Origin of the sequence: Bacillus sp. FSL M7-1020 (genome assembly GCF_038050415.1) — a bacterium.
Classification (GTDB): domain Bacteria; phylum Bacillota; class Bacilli; order Bacillales; family Bacillaceae_G; genus Bacillus_A; species Bacillus_A toyonensis.
In genome coordinates this window covers 2,929,942-2,947,736 of record NZ_JBBOTW010000001.1, presented here as the reverse complement: position 1 = coordinate 2,947,736, position 17,795 = coordinate 2,929,942, and the positions used below count along the sequence as shown (strand labels likewise).

Here is a 17,795-nt window from a genome sequence, read left to right as displayed (position 1 = left end):
GAGTAAGGGCTTTTCATCATTCAAAGAGGTGGTTTCATTGGAAAAAGTAAATATAAGAAAAAGAGACAAGTTAAAAAAGTTTTTTAGGGAACAAAATTATTTAGCAGTGTTACTTGGATTTGCATTATTGTTCATTAACATATTATTGCTAACAAAAATTTCTTTCGTTTTTACTCCGTTTATCGTCTTTTTAAAAACAATATTCTTCCCGGTATTATTAGCCGGAGTGCTATTTTATATCTTGCACCCATTCGTTTCACTTTTAGAAAAGAAAGGTGTTTCAAGAATCGTATCGATAGCCTCGATATATTTAATAGTACTAGGATTATTTGTGTTTTTAGTTGTAACGGTTATCCCTATTATTAAAGATCAAATTGATGCATTAATAGATAACTTACCGTATTTCGGTCATGAAATCGAACGAGCAGCACGTAGATTTGGGGAAAGTAATCTACTTGGTAAAATTCAGGAGAATTTAAATATTGATGTAGCGAATATAGTAAAAGACTATACAGTTGATTTTACAAAGTCATTATCATCAGTAACTGGAAATGTAACTGGATTTTTAAGTACACTTACAGAAGTTGTTTTAACATTTGTCATGGTTCCGTTTATATTGTTCTATCTATTAAAAGATGGTGAACAATTACCGAATCACTTTTTGAAGTTTATTTCAGAGCAAAGACAACCGGCAGCAATGAGAATACTAGATGATATGCATTATGCGATTAGTTCGTATATAAGAGGGCAAATTATCGTTAGCTTGTTTATCGGTATCATGCTATTAATTGGCTATCTTATTATTGGTATTAAATATGCGGTATTACTTGCTATTTTAGCGATGATTGTAAATATCGTTCCGTACGTAGGTCCAGTTATTGCAATAACTCCAGCGTTAATTATCGCATTTATTGACTCGCCAGGAATGGTTTTAAAGGTAATTATCGTTATGATGGTTGTGCAATTAGCAGAAGGTAAGTTTATCTCCCCGCAAGTAATGGGGAAAAAGCTAGATATCCATCCGATTACAATAATCTTTATCATTTTAACTGCTGGTAATTTATTCGGTATTATGGGGATAGTTTTAGCAATTCCAGGATATGCGATATTAAAAGTGTTAGTTACACATGGTTATAGATTTGTAAAATTGAATACGTAAAAAAAGAGCTAAAACAGAGAAAACTGTTTTAGCTCTTTTTTATTAATAATTGATTTGCGTATTGGCGTGCCCATTGATCAGCTTCTAATATAGCATCGAGTGAAGGATCTTTTACGTTATGATGAGCTTCAACTGTATTGTAAATTGTTTTTTCGATATCAAAAAATGCAATTTCATTTTTAAGAAATAGTGCATTTGCAATTTCGTTCGCTGCATTTAATACGGCTGGAGTTGTACCGCCAATTTTGCCACATTCAAATGCGTATTGTAGACAGGGGAACTTCTCTAAATTTGGTTTTTCAAAATGCAAACTACCAATTTCTAATAAATTTAATTTTTCATAGGATGAAGGTAGTCGAGTAGGGTAGTGAAACGCATATTGAATCGGCATTCTCATATCAGGAGCACCGAGCTGTGCCATGACTGATCCATCAATAAATTCCACTAAGGAGTGAATGATACTTTCTTTATGAATCATAACATCAATTTTTTCATAAGGAATATTGAACAGCCATTTAGCTTCCATCACTTCAAACCCTTTATTCATTAACGTGGCAGAATCTATCGTTAGTTTTGCTCCCATTAACCAGTTTGGGTGTTTTAAAGCATCTTTCGCTTGTAATGTTTTCATTTCTTCACGTGTTTTATCACGAAAAGCGCCGCCAGAAGCTGTGACAATTAACTTCTCAATCTCTTTATTATTTTCTCCGTTTAAACATTGGAAAATAGCTGAATGCTCACTATCGACTGGAATTAGGCGGCATCCGTTTTGTTTCGCTAGTTCAGTTACGATATGACCAGCGGCAACTAAAGTTTCTTTGTTAGCGATGGCGATATCTTTCTTCGCCTTTAATGCTTCAATTGTTGGGAGTAAACCTGAAACACCGACAACTGAACTTAATACAAGATTTGTATCAGGATGGGTAGATACTTCATTTAAACCATCAGTTCCATATGTAATTTTTGTATTTGTTGAAATACGAGAACGTAATGTGTCCGCTAATTCTTTTGTCGCTACGCTTACAATACGAGGCTGAAACGATTCAATTTGTTTTTCGAGAAGATCGATATTATAATTTGCGGTTAAACCGACGATTTTAAAATGTTCAGGATGAGCGGAAACGACATCTAATGCAGATGTGCCAATGGATCCTGTTGAACCTAAAATGGATATATATTTTACCATGAAAAAACCTCCAAAGTTGTTTCGATTACTTCTGCAAACCTATATATTATTAGACAATTAAGGTGGAAATTCCTGCTATATAAAACAGAAAATTAGGGTTTAATTGGAAAGGGAATGTGATAAACTGTAAAAAACGAAAAAGCAATGAAAGAGAAGAGTACATGTTCAAAACTTTTCAGAGAGCTGATATGTGGTGGGAATCAGTAAGGGATGAATATGGAATGGGCTCTGGAGCTTCTAACTGAAATGAGTAGGTAAAGACGGTTACTTCACGTTATCGAAGTATGAAGTGAGCTAATGATAGCTAATAAAGGTGGTACCGCGGGAGTCTCTCGTCCTTTTTAAGGATGAGAGACTCTTTTTGTTTTTTATTTTGAGAAAGGAGGAGTTAGTATGAGCGAAAAAATAATGTTAACAGGAATTAAACCAACGGGTTATCCGCATTTAGGAAATTATATTGGTGCAATTAAACCTGCATTGCAAATGTCAAAAAATAATGAAGGAAAAGCATTGTACTTTATAGCTGATTATCATGCGTTAAATGCAGTGCATGATCCAGAGAAGTTCAGTAGTTATACAAAAGAGGTAGCAGCTACATGGTTATCACTCGGACTTGGAGAAGATGTTATTTTCTATCGACAAACAGAAGTGCCAGAGATTTTGGAATTAGCTTGGATATTAGCTTGTCTAACTCCGAAAGGGCTTATGAATCGTGCCCATGCATATAAAGCGAAGGTAGAGCAAAATAAAGAAGCGGGATTAGAAATTGATGCAGGTGTGAATATGGGGTTATATACGTACCCGATTTTAATGGCGGCTGATATATTATTATTTCAAGCTACTCATGTACCTGTTGGAAAAGATCAAATTCAGCATATTGAAATTGCTCGTGATATTGCGACGCATTTTAATCATACATTTGGCATGACATTTACGCTTCCAGAGTATGTAGTGCAAGAAGAAGGGGCAATTTTACCTGGTCTTGATGGAAGAAAAATGAGTAAAAGTTATGGGAATGTTATCCCGTTATTTGCAGAGCGAGAAAAACTACGAAAGCTTATTTTAAAAATAAAAACAGATTCTTCACTTCCAAATGAACCGAAAGAACTAGAAACGTTATTTACAATCTATAAAGAATTTGCGACAAAAGATGAAATTCGGTCAATGCGTGAAAAATATGAAACTGGAATCGGATGGGGCGATGTAAAAAAAGAGTTATTTCGCGTTGTAGATCGTGAGTTAGCAGGACCTCGGGAAAAATACGCAACGTATATGAATGAACCGCATTTACTATATGAAGCGTTAGAAAAAGGTGCTGAGAGGGCAGGGACTATTGCGAAGGTGAATTTGGTGGAAATTAAAAAACGGATTGGATTTGAGAGGGAACGCTGAGCGTTCCCTTGTTTTTTCTATATGAATTTTAATTATTTATTCGTTATATCTACATGCAAAATGAGGAATTCGCATCGTCTTTCTAAATTTATTAATTGCACATTTTAAAAAGTATGTTAATATAGGGATACTTATTAAAAGTGTTTAATAAGTGTAATTAAAGTCGCTTATTAAAGAGGTTTAATAAGTAGGACTCATTTGATTACAAAGGAGATGATTCTATGAAAACGGAAAAAGAAAAGATGTTGGCGGGAGAAATGTATATTGCAGATGACGAAGAATTAGTGGCTGATAGGGTGGAGGCAAAACGTTTAACACGCCTTTATAACGAGGCAATGGAGACAGGAGATGAACAACGTTTTACGTTATTAAATCAGCTTTTAGGTTCTTCAGCTGATGGGAAAACCCACATTAATCCTGATTTTCGTTGTGATTATGGTTACAATATCCATGTTGGAAAGAGCTTTTTCGCAAATTTTAATTGTGTGATTTTAGATGTTTGTGAAGTTCGAATCGGTGATAATTGTATGTTTGCACCTGGTGTTCACATTTACACTGCTACGCATCCGTTGCATCCAGTAGAACGGAATTCTGGCAAAGAATATGGGAAACCTGTAAAGATTGGTAACAATGTTTGGGTTGGCGGGGGAGCTATAATTAACCCTGGTATTTCAATTGGAGACAATGCTGTAATTGCTTCAGGAGCAGTTGTGACAAAAGATGTACCTAGTAATGTAGTTGTTGGTGGTAACCCAGCCAAAGTTATGAAAATGATAGACTTATAGAAATCGTTTTTCACGGATGATTGAATAAACTGGTGTCGTATTGTATAGACAATGTTAAAGGTGTTTCATATGAAGAAAAATAGTGCGGACAATCATACAAAGACATTACTTGCCTCTCGAAACGCTCTTTTTCTCTTATTTGCTTTGCCAGGTGTCGCGTTTGCTACATGGATTTCTAGAACAGCAGCGGCGCGAGATATTTTAGCAGTTTCAAATGCAGAAATGGGCTGGATTTTGTTCGGTTTATCTGTCGGTTCAATAATTGGTTTACTGAGTGCAAGTCATTTTATTGACTGTAAGGGAGCTAGAGACGTTATTATAGGCAGTATGTTTTTAATAATTGTTGGATTACTTTGTTTAAGTATTAATATTTATTTTGTTTCTAGCATAGGGGCTTTTGGTAGCTTGCTAGTATTTGGAGTAGGATATGGGCTGGCAGAAGTCTCATTGAATGTAGAAGGCTCTTCAATAGAGCAGAAATTAGGAATGGCACTTCTACCGAAATTCCACGGTTTTTTAGCGTAGGAACTTTAGTAGGCGCGCTCAGTGGCACTGTCGCCGCCTCGCTTCACATCCCAATCCTGTATCAGTTTCTTGCGATTTCGGCCGTGTTTTTATTACTTGTATGTATGGTGTATCGTTTTCTTCCGCACGGAACAGGAAAGAAAGAGAAATCGCAGAACAAAAAGCGAGCGAAGCGTACTTCCTTACGTATGGAAAAAAAGGTGCTTTTAATTGGTCTTTTTGTGCTTGGAATGGCATTTGCAGAAGGAAGTGCAAATGATTGGCTGCCTATCGTGATGGTAGATGGACATCAGCAAAGTGTAGTGACAGGTTCTATTATGTACACAATTTTTGTATTGGCAATGACGTTAGCTCGTATGTGTAGTAGTTATTTCCTTGATCGATTCAGTCGTGTCGCTGTCGTACGTGCTACTATTATGGTGGCGATTATAGGAATTTTAATCGTAATATTTGGGAGTAACTCGTATTTTCTAGCAGTTGGTGTAGTGCTGTGGGGGGGTGGTGCGGCGCTAGGTTTCCCAATTGGTCTTTCTGCTGCTGGAGATGATCGTGAAAATGCGACTTCTAATGTTGCTGCAGTTTCTATCATCGGTTATACAGCTTTTTTAGTCGGACCACCATTTTTAGGTATACTAGGGGAATCGTTCGGAATACGTAATGCCTTGCTAGCTGTTTTATTATTTGTTCTCTTATCTGGAATTGTATCGTCTGTTACGAGAGAGAATAAATCGAGCTAAACAAGGAGTGCATGCAGTGGAAATATATCATCTCTATTGCTTTAGAAAATGATGTGTGATATATTGTCAACGCAACTTATTAAAAGTGTTTAATAAGTATGTTGATTAAGGTGGTGAGCGATTTGAGTGAACAATTTGTTACTCAAAAATCGATTAAAGAGACGATCCTTCGCGGCATTCGTACAGCTCTTTTAGAGCGAGGTAGTGCAACGAAAGTTGAACTTAGTAATATATTAGAAATCAGTTTTCCAACGATAAGTAAATTTATAGAAAATATGAAACAAGACGGTGAAGTCACTTTAGTCGGTTTAGATGATTCAAGTGGTGGAAGAAGAGCGAAACGATATGCTTATAATCCGGAATATATGTTAGGTTTAGCGATATTTTTAGAAAAAAATGAGACAAACTATACGATTTTTAACTGTTTAGGGGAAGTAAAAGAAAAAGGAAGTACTTCAAGTGTATTAATTGATACTGGCGTAAACCTATTATCTAAACATATTGAAAGTCTTATCGCTAAATTCCCGAAAATAAGCTCTATATCAATTGGTGTGCCCGGTTCGGTAGATAATGGTCGTATTTTTTATATACCTGGTTATGAAAAGTTCCAAAATTTTAATTTAAAAAGTCATTTGGAGGATCTGTTCTCTATACCTGTAGTAATAGAGAACGATATGAATGCCGCAGTGCTTGGTTATTATAAAAACACTGGAAACCATGACAATTCCTCTCTTGTATATTTGTATTCAGGTCAAAATGGTCCAGGTGCGGGTATTATGATAAATGGGGATGTAGTCCGAGGAAGTACATTTTTCTCGGGAGAGATATCTTTTGTTCCGCAGTATGATAATAAAAATTTCTTACAAGCTTTGAGAAGTGGAGATGAAGTGAGAGATTCGAATAATCCAGAGGAATATAATATAGATGCTATTACTCGATTAATTTCTACATGTATAGCTATTATTAATCCACATGCGTTTATTTTCTGTGATGATGAAGTGAATCAATTTGTAATAGATCAAATTGTAAAAAGTTGTCCACAGTACATTCCGGCGGAACATATTCCGAAAATAACAGTAAGCGATTGGGAAGAAGATTATTTATATGGATTAAAAAGCCTTGGACTTGATCTTATGATTACAAGAACAAGCAAAGAAAATTAAATATCAAATTGTTGGTTGAATACCATAAAAAGAAAAGGTGTCGATTATGAGAATTGAACATGTAGCAATTTGGGTGAATGATTTAGAAGGCATGCGTGATTTCTATAAACAGTACTTCAATGGTGAAGCGAATGTATTGTATCACAATCCGAAAAAAAAGTTTGAATCTTACTTTATAACTTTTGAAGGTGGTGCGCGTCTAGAACTTATGAGACAGGTAGGGATAGACGATGTAATAAAAAAACAAACAGTAGGATATGCGCATATGGCATTTTCTGTAGGTAGCAAAGAAAAAGTAGACCAATTAACGGATAGGTTAAGAGAAGCAGGATATCCTCTGTTAAATGGCCCACGCACTACAGGAGATGGTTATTATGAAAGTGTAGTAAGTGATCCTGAAGGAAATCAGATCGAGATAACAATCTAACATTTTATTTACTAATAACGAATAAAAAATATAAAACTTTGTTGTTCCCCAAAATGTTTAAGAGAAAGCTATTATTTCTTCAGAAAGGGGGACATAACATTGAGTGAGTCAATTTTTATTTTCTGTATATATCCATTGCTTATTTGTATGTTTTCAATAGCTGTGACATATAAAATAGGTACATTTTACGCGATGCCAATGGTAACATTTCTTATTTTTCTTATGTTCAATGTTACATTGTACGATCCATCATTTTTCTTTTGGGTGGGCATGTATACTGTTTTTTCATTCATTATTTCTTATATAACTATTTTATTTGTAAAGGGATATAAAGCTGTAGAAAAAGAACGTTAAATCATCTAATTATTTTTTGGGGAAATAGGGATTTACGGTGAACGATAACAACCTCATTTCACGTTGTAATGACGAGAAATGAGGTTGTTATATTTTTATATAAAATATAAGGTACTTATTTTGTAATGTTTTTTAATTAGAGTGCTGAAACTCTTTAATAATCCGCTCAATGACTGGATGAAGAGTAATAGGCAACCTATCAAGCGGAAAAAAGCGTAATTCTTTTGACTCAGCTTGATCACATATAAGTTCACCGTGGAATTCTCGGCAAATATAAATAACGAGTACACCGTGTACTTGATCGCCGTTTGGATAGATTTGAAAAAAATCTGGTCCTGAGTATGTACGGAACAGTTCTGGATTTTTAATGATAAGCCCAGTTTCTTCAAATACTTCTCGTTTTAAAGCATCTTCTAACGTCTCGTTATATTCTAAGGCACCACCAATAATACCCCAACGGTTAAAGTCTGTTCGGAGCTGTAGTAATACTTCATTTTTCTCATTTAATATAATGGCGTGTGAGCCTATTAATATAAGTGGATGATTTCCTACTAGATTTCTTACGTCTTCAATATAACCCATAATTTTTCTCCTTGTATTTAATAATAGTTTGGAAGTTCTTTTAACATTTTTTCTGTTTTACGTGCTGTATAGGCTAAGTTATGATCATCTTTTGTTCTAAAAAATAATGTACGTAAAAAGGTTTTAATGTTGGCACATAAAATACAATACTCATTAAGCGAAAGGCGTTTTCTAATTTGAGGAAGCCTTTTTATTTTTTTATAAATAATTGAAATTAACTCATCTTGCTGGAAGTCATGATACAGCATGGATATTAATGGCGTAACAATACGCTCATCTTCGTTATTATGAAAAATATCAGATGGAATGAAGATTTTATTTAATAAACAATGAATGAGCTCTTCATACCACTCAAAAGTCGTATGTGAATTATGAACAATTTCAGTGAAAGCATCAGATACGTGGGCGATACAATGAGCCCATCCTTTATTTTCGATATATCCTCGAAAGTCCATTTCTAAGTTTGTATATGTAATGAGTTTATTTTTTATCTCTTCAATATCCTCTTCTGTAAAAAAGTAGTGAGAGTTAGCGAATTGAAGTATTAACGCAATTAAAGAAACAGTGTAAGAACGTGTGAAAACCCCATCTGTATGTGGGGAGTAAATGTCACAATATAAATACTCATCACTTAAACATGTTTGTAACAGTAATTTCAGCTGATCGTCCATAAGGAATTCATGATGAATGAAATGCGCAAAACATTTATATATAAGTTGGTAACGAACGTAACTATCAGTCGTTCCGATGTACTGAAGCATGTTCAAAGTTAACTCATTTACATTTATATGATGCAGTTGCGTATAGTCATTTTGTTGTATAAGCTCTAATTGTTGTTGCAATGCTGTAATATCCAATGGAGAACCTCCTCCGCACTTTAAAGATGCGATCTTTTCTAGTATTCTATATATTCAAGGACAATCCTGCTCATGCAAGGAGAACCATTAGAAATTCGAGTATGACATAGATGAGGGAAGAATATGACGACAATAGAACAGTTAGAAAAACATTTTAAAATAAGAAGAAGTGCTTCTTCTATCATGATAAAAGAAAATAATGCAGAGGCTTTTACAGAAGAGCAATTAAAAGAGATCATGCAATATTGCGTTGCTGAGGCTGAAAAAGAGGGGGTAGAAAAATTACATTTTGAGATCTCTTCAAAAAGTCCAAATTATGATGTGTATAAGAAATGTTTTGAAACGTATTCATTTGAATATGTTACTGAAAACATGATTGTATTTAAGGATATATATGAAGTAGAAGATGTAGAAAGTGAAATTGATTTTAAGCTGATTGAAGAAGTAGGAGAGGATACTTTTTATTCTTTTTGGAACGAAATGACGAAAGAACAAGTCGACTATAATCAATTTGTACATATGATGAAACAAGAAATTGGTGAGCAATGGAAAGAACATTGTTTAACAGCAGTTGCAAGCGAAGAGCCAATAGGAATTGTAATCCCGCATATTGAGAAAGGTACGTTAGAAGAAGGGAAACTTATGTATTTCGTAATGGCTCCAAATATGCGAAATAAAGGGTACGAAGCAGCATTCTTTACAGGTGCAATGTTTGTCTTAAAGGAAATAGGTGCATCTTATTATATTGGCGAGACAAATGTACAAAATGAGTGGATGAAGGATGTTTTTGGGAAGAATGGATGTCAGCTGCTTAGTTCTACTGAGCGATATGTGAGGAAGTTTTAGGAGGATGAATGATGTACTCTCTCGAACTCATTTCGAGGCAATCCGTGTACAAATTATGAACAAGTAAAAGAACTTTTTGCCTGTTTGTAAGATAAAAAGAAAAATGAGAACGACAAAGTAGATATTCCTATAATACAATAGAGAAAGATTCGATTATAAGAGAAAGCGTTGGTGAAAGAATGGAGCAGCAAGAAAATTGGCTACAAGCAACTGTAGAACGAAATGAAGATAATATGTTACATATAAAGTGGGAAAATAATATAGAAGAAGTACGCATTTATTGGAGTACTTCACCAGATTATATTGAAGAAAATGGAGAATTACTTGTAACTGTAAACGGGGAATCATCATGCACTATTGAAAACCCGAGTGAAAATGAACGCCCATATTTTAGACTAGTAGGAAATAATGGACAAGCAGTGACAGTAGCTGAGCGTAGATTGCCACTACAAGGAGCGTTTAACTTCCGTGATATGGGAGGATATGAAACGACAGAAGGCCGTAAAGTAAAATGGGGCAAATTGTACCGTTCTGAAGAATTAGCGGGACTAACAGAGTGGGATATTGCGTATTTACAGAAGTCTGGATTAAAGTTAATCTGTGATTATCGTACAGACTTTGAAGTGAAGCATAAGCCAAATCCAGAGATTACAGGTGCTCGTCAAGTATGCTTACCAGTTATGCAAGACTTGGCGAAAGACTTAAATATAAATGAGTTTTTCCAAGTTGGTGACCTTTCTCTGTTGGGGAAACCAGGTGAATATCTTGTGAAAATGAACCAAGATTTCGTAAGTGGTAACGAGGCGTTCGTGAGCTTCTTACAACTTGCACAAAATCCGGAAAACTTACCATTAGTAAACCACTGTACAGCTGGAAAAGACCGTACTGGATTTGGATCAGCATTATTACTACTTCTATTAGGTGTGCCAGAAAAAACAGTAATGGAAGATTATTTACTAAGTAACGGTTTCCGTGAAAAATTAAATGAAAAAATGATGGTCTTTTTAGGTGCAAAACTACAAAACGATGAGAGTAGAGCGATATTAGGTGCAATGTTTGAAGCACGCGCCGAATATTTACAAGCTGCGATTGATGGAATCCATAAGCAATACGGATCAGTTGAAGCATACGCTGAAAAAGCTCTTGGCTTTACGAAAGAGTCGTTAGAGGAAATGAAAATGTTATTGTTAGAAGAAAAATAAGAAGAAGGGAGGCTGATTTGGATTAGCCTCCTTTTATTATTATTGCTATAATTTTGTTTATGAGGATGTTGTGCACCGAGGAGAAAATGGATGAAAAGAACTTACGAATCGGGGGATAAAATGATCCATACACGTTTAAAAGCAGAGGAGTTAAGGGAAAGTTTAACAACAATATTAAGTCAAGAATATAAGGAATTAGCTGTGCAGGATTTAAAGGTGATTGGAACGGGAGTGCAAAATATTGTTTTTCGCGGAGATTCAGGAAAGGGACCTTTAGCATTTCGAGTGCCGTGGGAAAGAGAAGTAGAAAATATAAATGAAGATTTATTTAATAGTCGGATTTCGTTGCAAAAGGAAGCAGAGCTTTCTAAGTATTGTCATTCAAAAAGTATTCCAGTACCAAGTATACACAGATTGCATCTTTCTACCGAACTTGATTTTTTAATATCGGATTATGTGGCTACGGATCATATGCCAATTTCGGCATACGAAATAGGGAAGTTAGTCAGCAAGCTTCATAGTATGCCAATTGAAGGTTTACATTACGAGCAGAATATTAAAGAGCCAATTAGTAAGTATATAGCGGAACGCATTGTGAAACGAGTAGAAGGTTTTAATACAATTACGAATTGTGGTATTAAACTTCCAGATGCACAAACAATTGAACATATTCTTAGTACAGCTAATCATGTAAAGTGTTTATTACATATGGACATTCGACCAGCCAATTTAATTGGGTATAATGGAGAAGTTAAAGCAATAGTTGATTGGGATAACGCTTTAATTGGTCATCCGTTATTGGAGCTTATGAGAATAGCTGAAACAAATGAGGTTAGTTGGGATGAATTTAAAGATGGATATAAGAATGATAGTATCTTTAATGCTACCCCTCATATTGTTAATTTATTTTATAGACTAGATACAGCGGTCATGCTAGCAAACTTATTTATAGCACATTTGAAAATAAAGGATAAAGGTGTATTCTATAAAGAGCGAGTCAAAGCACTTTATAATGAAATATATAAAAGTTTATAATGAAGCTATGAAAATGAAGTTTTGAAAATAGGAATTGAGGAGAACATCATGAAATACAACGTTATATTATTCGACGTAGACGATACATTATTAGATTTCCCTGAAACGGAAAGAAACGCATTACATAACGCGTTTGTACAGTTCGGCATGCCTACAGGGTATAATGATTATCTTGCAAGTTATAAAGAGATTAGTAATGGGTTATGGAGAGATTTAGAGAATAAAATGATTACGCTAAGTGAATTAGCGGTAGATCGATTTAGACAATTATTTGCACTTCATCATATAGAAGTAGATGCGCAGCAATTTAGTGATGTATACCTTGAAAACTTAGGGAAAGAAATACATCTTATTGAAGGTGCAGTGCAATTATGTGAAAATCTACAAGATTGCAAGCTAGGTATTATTACGAATGGATATACGAAGGTGCAACAATCGAGAATTGGAAATTCGCCTTTACGTAACTTCTTTGAACATATTATTATTTCTGAAGAAGTGGGGCATCAAAAACCAGCACGTGAGATTTTTGATTATGCGTTTGAAAAGTTTGGGATTACGGATAAATCAAGTGTACTAATGGTTGGAGATTCGCTAACTTCTGATATGAAAGGCGGAGAAGATTACGGCATTGATACGTGTTGGTATAATCCGAGTTTGAAAGAAAATATGACGGGTGTTAAGCCGACTTATGAAGTGGAGAGTCTGCTACAAATTTTAGAAATTGGGGAAGTGGCGGAAGAAAAGGTAGCTTCATTTTAATTGTGCTGATATTTGTCGAAAAATCGATATATTGAAAAAATCGTTGATATATTGTAAGTTGTGATAGATATATTAGAAAAATCGTTGATATATTGTAAGTTGCGATAGATATATTGAAAAAATCGTTGATATATTGTAAGTTACGATAGATATATTAGAAAAATCGCTCATATAAGTTCATATACTAAGATATAGAATAAAAAATAGCGCTACTATACAAGGTCATTCACGTGTTATAATGCGTGAATTAAATATACATATATAAATAGTTTCTCAGAGTAATGCGATGTCATGTATGATTAGTGTAACAACTAGAGGTGAATAAAGGATGTTAACGTTTTTATTTGAGTTAGACAAAAGTCTCCCGCAGAAGGATGAGTCACGGTATGATGCTTATTCAAAGGGCTTTATCGAAGGAGATGTAACGATTTGCGCGAGTGAAAGAGTACTTTTTCAAAAGTCATGCATGAAGGTTGCAGAGCTCGGCATTTATTTAGGACAGTGGATGGAACAAGTTCAATACGGGCAGAACGTACATATGAATTATGAAACGGCTGACCGTGATGAGATAATTCTTGGTTTTTCCTATGAAGAGGAAAATCAGTGGAGAATTTATTCCAGTTGGCAACAATTTGAACTTCAGGAACGTATATCTACTACAGCATTAATAGAGAGCGTTGGGCGTTGTTTATATGAGCTAAATAAGGAACTGCGTGCGATAGAATATCCTGTGACGTTTGATCAGTACTTAAGAGGAGAGCGAATGATGCAGCTTTCTTACAAACGACCGTGTGATAGTAAAGCGGATACAATATCAATAGAAGTTTATAATGAAAGCAAACAAGTAGGCGTAGTACGGGGCTACTATAAAAATACGTTGATGAGAGTACTAGACTTCATTCCAAAAATCGGTAGTAATATCATTTATGAAATAAAGGATAGTAAGGATAATATTCGCGTCATTGCAAAGGATGTAAGTAGGCAGCGCCAAAGAAAGATTTTAGTAACGTACAAAGATAATAATGATGCAGAGCATGAAATACTTGTATGTGACGGAAAGTTATTAGACGCAAATTTCTTATTTACCTTTACATATAAGAGAGAAGAATATGTTGTTCACAAAACTTCAATTGGGCTTGGAAAGTTATTACGAAAGGGCTATGTAATCGCAGATTGGAATATTCGTCTTGAGGAAGATATGTATTACATCGAGATGAATGTGTATGATGATGATTATATAGAGGATCAATACTTACTGTTAGGCGTATTTCATGCAGTTTTATATGGATAATCAATGAGAAATACCGTCATTCTTTTTGGAAAGAATGATGGTATTTTTTTATGTGATTATGGTGACAGGATGCCTTTAATCAATCCTCAAAAATAAAAATCTCATCAATCTTACTATGAAGTGCTCTCGCTATATCGTGAGCAAGTTGTAAGGAAGGATTGTACTTTCCTTTTTCAAGATGGCTAATTGTTTCACGGCGTACACCAACGCTCTTTGCTAAATCTTCTTGTGTCATATGTAGCTTGGCGCGGTATTCTTTTATTTTCGTTACGAACGCCATGGTACATCTTCCATTTCATCAACTGGTTTATCGTAAAAGAACATAGAGAAACCGAACGTAAGAATAAGTGTAGCGAAAATAACAGCAATATCAATCTCTTGTAAAGTAGGGTTTGGAAATAACATTTCAATAAACAGAATGATAGCGGTAGTTAGTAATGTAACGATAAATGCATTGCGGCACGATTTATTGACAATTTGTCCAAACAGTTCATCGTGTTGAACCGTTCTATACGATGTGAAGAAGGAGAAGAAACAGAACATAGTAAAAAATCCTTTTTCATAAAAAAATCCGAGAAAACCGAAGAAACCGAGAAATCCTAAATATTTAATCCAAGTTGTTTTCATAAATATATCCTCCTTATCATGTTAGAAAAAAATCACATTATGTTATAAATATATCACGTATAGAAATGTATGGTAATAATAGTTTTCCAATTCTTTTCATAATAATAGTAAAAAGAGGAAATATACTGCGAAATAAAGAGGATAATATTGTAAAATGATTGTAAGGAAGGGGAGGAAGGAATGCTAACTTGGATCATGATTGTTGTATTACTTGTAGTGATTACTGTAATTGCGACGGTGTTAATTGGGAGAAATGGTGATGCGAATTATAGTAAAGCGACAAAAGGAAATATTAAACGTCTTACGATGATTTATATTATATTAGCCGTCGTTTTAATTGTTGGATTAGGGGTGTACATTTATTTTAAAGGTTAAATAAACTGAAAAATGTAAAAATCTCAAAATAGAAGTATGCTATAATATCAGTATAGTTATTTGGTAATTAAGGAAAGGATTGGATGGAATGATTGAAATTACGAATGTGTCAAAAAGTTATAATGGGTCTACCTATGCAGTAAAAGATTTAAGTTTATCTGTGCCTAGCGGAGAAATCTTTGGGTTTTTAGGACCGAATGGTGCTGGTAAATCAACGACAATTAAGATGATTACTGGTATTCATGGGGTGGACAAAGGGACTATTACGATTAACGGCAAAAATATTATGGAAGAGCCGATGGAAGCGAAGAAGACGTTTGGTTATGTTCCTGATAGCCCAGATATGTTTTTACGATTAAAGGGAATTGAATATTTAAACTTTATGGCAGATATGTATGAAGTGCCGAAAGAAGTACGCCAAGAACGAATAGAGTCTTTAGCGAAGAAATTTGACCTTTATAATGCTTTATCTGATCAAATTCAAAGTTATTCACACGGTATGAGACAAAAGATTGTTATTATTGGTGTGCTCGTGCATGAGCCAGATGTATGGATTTTAGATGAACCGTTAACAGGGCTTGATCCGAAATCTGCCTATATTTTAAAAGAAATGATGAGAGAGCATGCGGATAAAGGAAAGATTGTATTTTTCTCTACACACGTATTAGAAGTAGCGGAAAAAATATGTGACCGGGTTGCTATTATTAATAAGGGGAATTTGCAGTTTAAAGGAAATTTAAATGAAATGAGAGATCATTTTAAATCCAATGAATCACTTGAAAAAATGTTCTTGGAGATGACGGGCAATGAGTAAAATTTGGACGTTAACGAAAGTATTATTGAAATTAAATTATGCAGATTTCATAACAGATAAGAAGAAGCGATGGGCATATGTATTTTCATTTGCAGCTATTTTATTTGTTGGTTTTTTAATATTTGGTTCGATGACGCATGGAATGTATGAAGGTATGAAACAATTAGGGCAAGACCCAGGAATGATTATCGCAATGGGACTTGCGATTGCGAGTATATGGGTATTTTTAATGAGTATTACGAACATTTTAACTGTATTTTACTACAGCAATGATATTGAAATGTTATTGCCGTTACCATTAAAACCAGCGCAAATTATTTCGGCAAAATTTTTAACGGTATTAATTACACAATACGTAATGAGTTCATTCATTTTATTACCCATCTTCATTACGTACGGTTTAAAAAGTGGCGCATTTATTACATATTACATATATATGATTTTTATTTACTTACTTTTCCCGATCGTGCCGTTAGTATTAGCTTCGTTACTGATGACAGTAATCATGAGGTATACAAATATAGCAAAAAATAAAGATCGAGGAAATATATTTATTGGAATCGTAAGTATACTATTTATTGTAGGAATTAACGTATTTATGCAGTGGAGAAATAAAAGTGCGTTTTCTGGAGACGGGGCTGCGGAATATCTTGTAAATAATCAATCTTCTCTTATAGTACAAATGACAAATTATTTTCCAACTACATATTTTGGAGCAGTGGCATTAGTAGAAAGTGCAAATTGGAAGGGACCTTTATATGTAATGATCTTTGCCCTTATTTCATTTGTCTTCTTTGTGTTGTTTTATTACATTGCAGAGCGTACATATTTAAAAGGGGTTATTGGACTTTCAACGAGTACAGCAAAAAAAGAGGTCATTTCAGCAGAAGGTTTACAGAAATCAACCGTACAAAGTTCACATTTGAAAGCGTATGTGAAAAAAGAATTTAAAACGTTATTCCGTACACCACAATTTTTCTTAAATTGTATCGTACAAACTTTCGTTATGCCGATTATGTTGTTCTTTATTTTATTTGTACAAGATGGGAATTTAAAGTTTATTACAGAGTATATTAACAATCCAGAGACAACGGGGTTTGCAATCGGTGTTGGTCTTTGTGCATCGTTATTTTTGATGGGTAGTAACGTCATTGCAACGACGTCATTTTCACGTGATGGAAGCTCATGGTTTGTGAATCGATATTTACCAGTAAAAGCTTCGGATATCTTTTTTGCGAAAGCGATCACTGCTTGGTTAATTAATGTGATTATTTTAGCAGTATTTGGTATTACGATGGCAGTTGTAGCTGGAATTTCTCCAGTCTTCATGATACTGTGGTTTTTACTAAGTGCGAACGGGTTGTTATTAATTAATTTAATTGGAACACGCTGGGACGCACAAACTGCAGATATTCATTGGGATACAGAGCAGAAATTATTTAAAAGTCGATATACAACTTTGTGGAATTTTTTAGCTAATATTTTAATAGCTTTAATTATTGTAGCCGGAGTAAGTGTATTATACTTCTTCCTTCAAGTCGGACTTTGGGTTATGTTTATCGTTTTATTTGCAATGTTTACGATTGTAAATTATATCTTTATTAAAATTTTAAAATTAGGTGCAGAACGTATATTGTCAAATATTAATTAAGAAGGTAGATCCTCTGTATTCGTGCAGG

At 34.4% G+C, this 17,795-nt stretch carries 19 protein-coding genes, 1 pseudogene and 1 other annotated feature; of the genes and pseudogenes, 15 read left to right on the top strand and 5 right to left on the bottom strand.

Annotated elements, in window-relative coordinates; genetic code table 11:
- Positions 1–37: 37 nt before the first annotated feature.
- On the top strand, positions 38–1,159 hold the full coding sequence (locus MHB70_RS14975; protein WP_000416922.1) for an AI-2E family transporter: 1,122 nt from the start codon (positions 38–40) through the stop codon (positions 1,157–1,159).
- 28 nt (positions 1,160–1,187) lie between these two features.
- Here MHB70_RS14975 and MHB70_RS14970 read toward each other — a convergent pair whose 3' ends face one another.
- Positions 1,188–2,345 carry a 1-deoxy-D-xylulose-5-phosphate reductoisomerase gene (locus tag MHB70_RS14970; RefSeq protein ID WP_000241778.1) on the bottom strand — a complete coding sequence of 386 codons (1,158 nt, stop codon included), beginning with the start codon at positions 2,343–2,345 and terminating at the stop codon, positions 1,188–1,190.
- A 135-nt stretch (positions 2,346–2,480) separates the two neighbouring features.
- Positions 2,481–2,688, top strand: a binding site (T-box leader).
- A gap of 50 nt (positions 2,689–2,738) precedes the next feature.
- Here MHB70_RS14970 and MHB70_RS14965 point away from each other — a divergent pair.
- From MHB70_RS14965 to MHB70_RS14940, 6 genes and pseudogenes are all read left to right on the top strand, one after another.
- Positions 2,739–3,737, top strand: coding sequence for a tryptophan--tRNA ligase (locus MHB70_RS14965; protein ID WP_061529489.1), 999 nt, complete (start codon positions 2,739–2,741; stop codon positions 3,735–3,737).
- 221 nt (positions 3,738–3,958) lie between these two features.
- Positions 3,959–4,522 (top strand): maltose O-acetyltransferase, encoded by a 564-nt coding sequence (locus tag MHB70_RS14960; RefSeq protein ID WP_000845607.1) that lies wholly within the window; start codon positions 3,959–3,961, stop codon positions 4,520–4,522.
- A 69-nt stretch (positions 4,523–4,591) separates the two neighbouring features.
- Positions 4,592–5,784: pseudogene (locus tag MHB70_RS14955) on the top strand (MFS transporter).
- Positions 5,785–5,906: 122 nt separating this feature from the next.
- The gene (locus tag MHB70_RS14950) at positions 5,907–6,947 is read left to right on the top strand and encodes an ROK family transcriptional regulator (protein ID WP_061529488.1); all 1,041 of its coding nucleotides are present in this window, start codon (positions 5,907–5,909) and stop codon (positions 6,945–6,947) included.
- 46 nt (positions 6,948–6,993) lie between these two features.
- Positions 6,994–7,374 (top strand): VOC family protein, encoded by a 381-nt coding sequence (locus MHB70_RS14945; RefSeq protein WP_001217527.1) that lies wholly within the window; start codon positions 6,994–6,996, stop codon positions 7,372–7,374.
- Positions 7,375–7,473: 99 nt separating this feature from the next.
- Positions 7,474–7,728 (top strand): YbeF family protein, encoded by a 255-nt coding sequence (locus tag MHB70_RS14940; protein ID WP_000004285.1) that lies wholly within the window; start codon positions 7,474–7,476, stop codon positions 7,726–7,728.
- A gap of 132 nt (positions 7,729–7,860) precedes the next feature.
- Here MHB70_RS14940 and MHB70_RS14935 read toward each other — a convergent pair whose 3' ends face one another.
- Positions 7,861–8,310 carry an NUDIX hydrolase gene (locus MHB70_RS14935; protein ID WP_000540494.1) on the bottom strand — a complete coding sequence of 150 codons (450 nt, stop codon included), beginning with the start codon at positions 8,308–8,310 and terminating at the stop codon, positions 7,861–7,863.
- Positions 8,311–8,327: 17 nt separating this feature from the next.
- A complete protein-coding gene (locus MHB70_RS14930; protein WP_000355436.1) occupies positions 8,328–9,167 on the bottom strand; it encodes a DUF2785 domain-containing protein in 840 nt (279 codons plus the stop codon).
- Between the two features lie 123 nt (positions 9,168–9,290).
- Here MHB70_RS14930 and MHB70_RS14925 point away from each other — a divergent pair, with 123 nt between their 5' ends.
- The 5 genes from MHB70_RS14925 (at position 9,291) to MHB70_RS14905 (ending at position 14,300) form a co-directional block, all read left to right on the top strand.
- Positions 9,291–10,013, top strand: a complete 723-nt coding sequence (locus MHB70_RS14925; RefSeq protein WP_000207397.1) for a hypothetical protein — start codon at positions 9,291–9,293, stop codon at positions 10,011–10,013.
- Positions 10,014–10,192: 179 nt separating this feature from the next.
- A complete protein-coding gene (locus tag MHB70_RS14920) occupies positions 10,193–11,215 on the top strand; it encodes a tyrosine-protein phosphatase (RefSeq protein WP_061529487.1) in 1,023 nt (340 codons plus the stop codon).
- Positions 11,216–11,305: 90 nt separating this feature from the next.
- Positions 11,306–12,250: a phosphotransferase family protein gene (locus MHB70_RS14915; protein WP_000831898.1), complete on the top strand. Its 945-nt coding sequence runs from the start codon at positions 11,306–11,308 to the stop codon at positions 12,248–12,250.
- Between the two features lie 48 nt (positions 12,251–12,298).
- The gene (locus MHB70_RS14910) at positions 12,299–13,009 is read left to right on the top strand and encodes a YjjG family noncanonical pyrimidine nucleotidase (protein WP_000876835.1); all 711 of its coding nucleotides are present in this window, start codon (positions 12,299–12,301) and stop codon (positions 13,007–13,009) included.
- Positions 13,010–13,337: 328 nt separating this feature from the next.
- Positions 13,338–14,300, top strand: a complete 963-nt coding sequence (locus MHB70_RS14905) for a tubby C-terminal domain-like protein (protein ID WP_000955128.1) — start codon at positions 13,338–13,340, stop codon at positions 14,298–14,300.
- 79 nt (positions 14,301–14,379) lie between these two features.
- Here MHB70_RS14905 and MHB70_RS14900 read toward each other — a convergent pair whose 3' ends face one another.
- Both MHB70_RS14900 and MHB70_RS14895 read right to left on the bottom strand, forming a co-directional pair.
- The gene (locus MHB70_RS14900; RefSeq protein WP_000896289.1) at positions 14,380–14,580 is read right to left on the bottom strand and encodes a helix-turn-helix transcriptional regulator; all 201 of its coding nucleotides are present in this window, start codon (positions 14,578–14,580) and stop codon (positions 14,380–14,382) included.
- Positions 14,568–14,927, bottom strand: a complete 360-nt coding sequence (locus tag MHB70_RS14895) for a DUF3796 domain-containing protein (protein WP_061529486.1) — start codon at positions 14,925–14,927, stop codon at positions 14,568–14,570. Before MHB70_RS14895 ends, MHB70_RS14900 begins: the two co-directional genes overlap by 13 nt.
- A gap of 180 nt (positions 14,928–15,107) precedes the next feature.
- On the opposite strand from MHB70_RS14895, the gene MHB70_RS14890 reads away from it, so the two are divergent.
- The 3 genes from MHB70_RS14890 (at position 15,108) to MHB70_RS14880 (ending at position 17,767) form a co-directional block, all read left to right on the top strand.
- Entirely contained in the window at positions 15,108–15,302 is a 195-nt protein-coding gene (locus tag MHB70_RS14890) for a hypothetical protein (protein ID WP_000958861.1), read from the top strand.
- An 88-nt stretch (positions 15,303–15,390) separates the two neighbouring features.
- Positions 15,391–16,116 carry an ABC transporter ATP-binding protein gene (locus tag MHB70_RS14885; protein WP_000570205.1) on the top strand — a complete coding sequence of 242 codons (726 nt, stop codon included), beginning with the start codon at positions 15,391–15,393 and terminating at the stop codon, positions 16,114–16,116.
- Positions 16,109–17,767: a putative ABC transporter permease subunit gene (locus tag MHB70_RS14880; RefSeq protein ID WP_000036866.1), complete on the top strand. Its 1,659-nt coding sequence runs from the start codon at positions 16,109–16,111 to the stop codon at positions 17,765–17,767. Before MHB70_RS14885 ends, MHB70_RS14880 begins: the two co-directional genes overlap by 8 nt.
- The last annotated feature ends 28 nt before the right edge of the window (positions 17,768–17,795 follow it).

What these genes read in the sequence shown, in the direction of transcription:
- MHB70_RS14970 (WP_000241778.1), bottom strand. Translation starts at nt 2,345, where the DNA reads ATGGTAAAATATATATCCATTTTAGGTTCAACAGGATCCATTGGCACA.
- MHB70_RS14965 (WP_061529489.1), top strand. Translation starts at nt 2,739, where the DNA reads ATGAGCGAAAAAATAATGTTAACAGGAATTAAACCAACGGGTTATCCG.
- MHB70_RS14960 (WP_000845607.1), top strand. Translation starts at nt 3,959, where the DNA reads ATGAAAACGGAAAAAGAAAAGATGTTGGCGGGAGAAATGTATATTGCA.
- MHB70_RS14905 (WP_000955128.1), top strand. Translation starts at nt 13,338, where the DNA reads ATGTTAACGTTTTTATTTGAGTTAGACAAAAGTCTCCCGCAGAAGGAT.
- MHB70_RS14925 (WP_000207397.1), top strand. Translation starts at nt 9,291, where the DNA reads ATGACGACAATAGAACAGTTAGAAAAACATTTTAAAATAAGAAGAAGT.
- MHB70_RS14915 (WP_000831898.1), top strand. Translation starts at nt 11,306, where the DNA reads ATGAAAAGAACTTACGAATCGGGGGATAAAATGATCCATACACGTTTA.
- MHB70_RS14935 (WP_000540494.1), bottom strand. Translation starts at nt 8,310, where the DNA reads ATGGGTTATATTGAAGACGTAAGAAATCTAGTAGGAAATCATCCACTT.
- MHB70_RS14885 (WP_000570205.1), top strand. Translation starts at nt 15,391, where the DNA reads ATGATTGAAATTACGAATGTGTCAAAAAGTTATAATGGGTCTACCTAT.
- MHB70_RS14920 (WP_061529487.1), top strand. Translation starts at nt 10,193, where the DNA reads ATGGAGCAGCAAGAAAATTGGCTACAAGCAACTGTAGAACGAAATGAA.
- MHB70_RS14895 (WP_061529486.1), bottom strand. Translation starts at nt 14,927, where the DNA reads ATGAAAACAACTTGGATTAAATATTTAGGATTTCTCGGTTTCTTCGGT.
- MHB70_RS14880 (WP_000036866.1), top strand. Translation starts at nt 16,109, where the DNA reads ATGAGTAAAATTTGGACGTTAACGAAAGTATTATTGAAATTAAATTAT.
- MHB70_RS14910 (WP_000876835.1), top strand. Translation starts at nt 12,299, where the DNA reads ATGAAATACAACGTTATATTATTCGACGTAGACGATACATTATTAGAT.
- MHB70_RS14945 (WP_001217527.1), top strand. Translation starts at nt 6,994, where the DNA reads ATGAGAATTGAACATGTAGCAATTTGGGTGAATGATTTAGAAGGCATG.
- MHB70_RS14890 (WP_000958861.1), top strand. Translation starts at nt 15,108, where the DNA reads ATGCTAACTTGGATCATGATTGTTGTATTACTTGTAGTGATTACTGTA.
- MHB70_RS14900 (WP_000896289.1), bottom strand. Translation starts at nt 14,580, where the DNA reads ATGGCGTTCGTAACGAAAATAAAAGAATACCGCGCCAAGCTACATATG.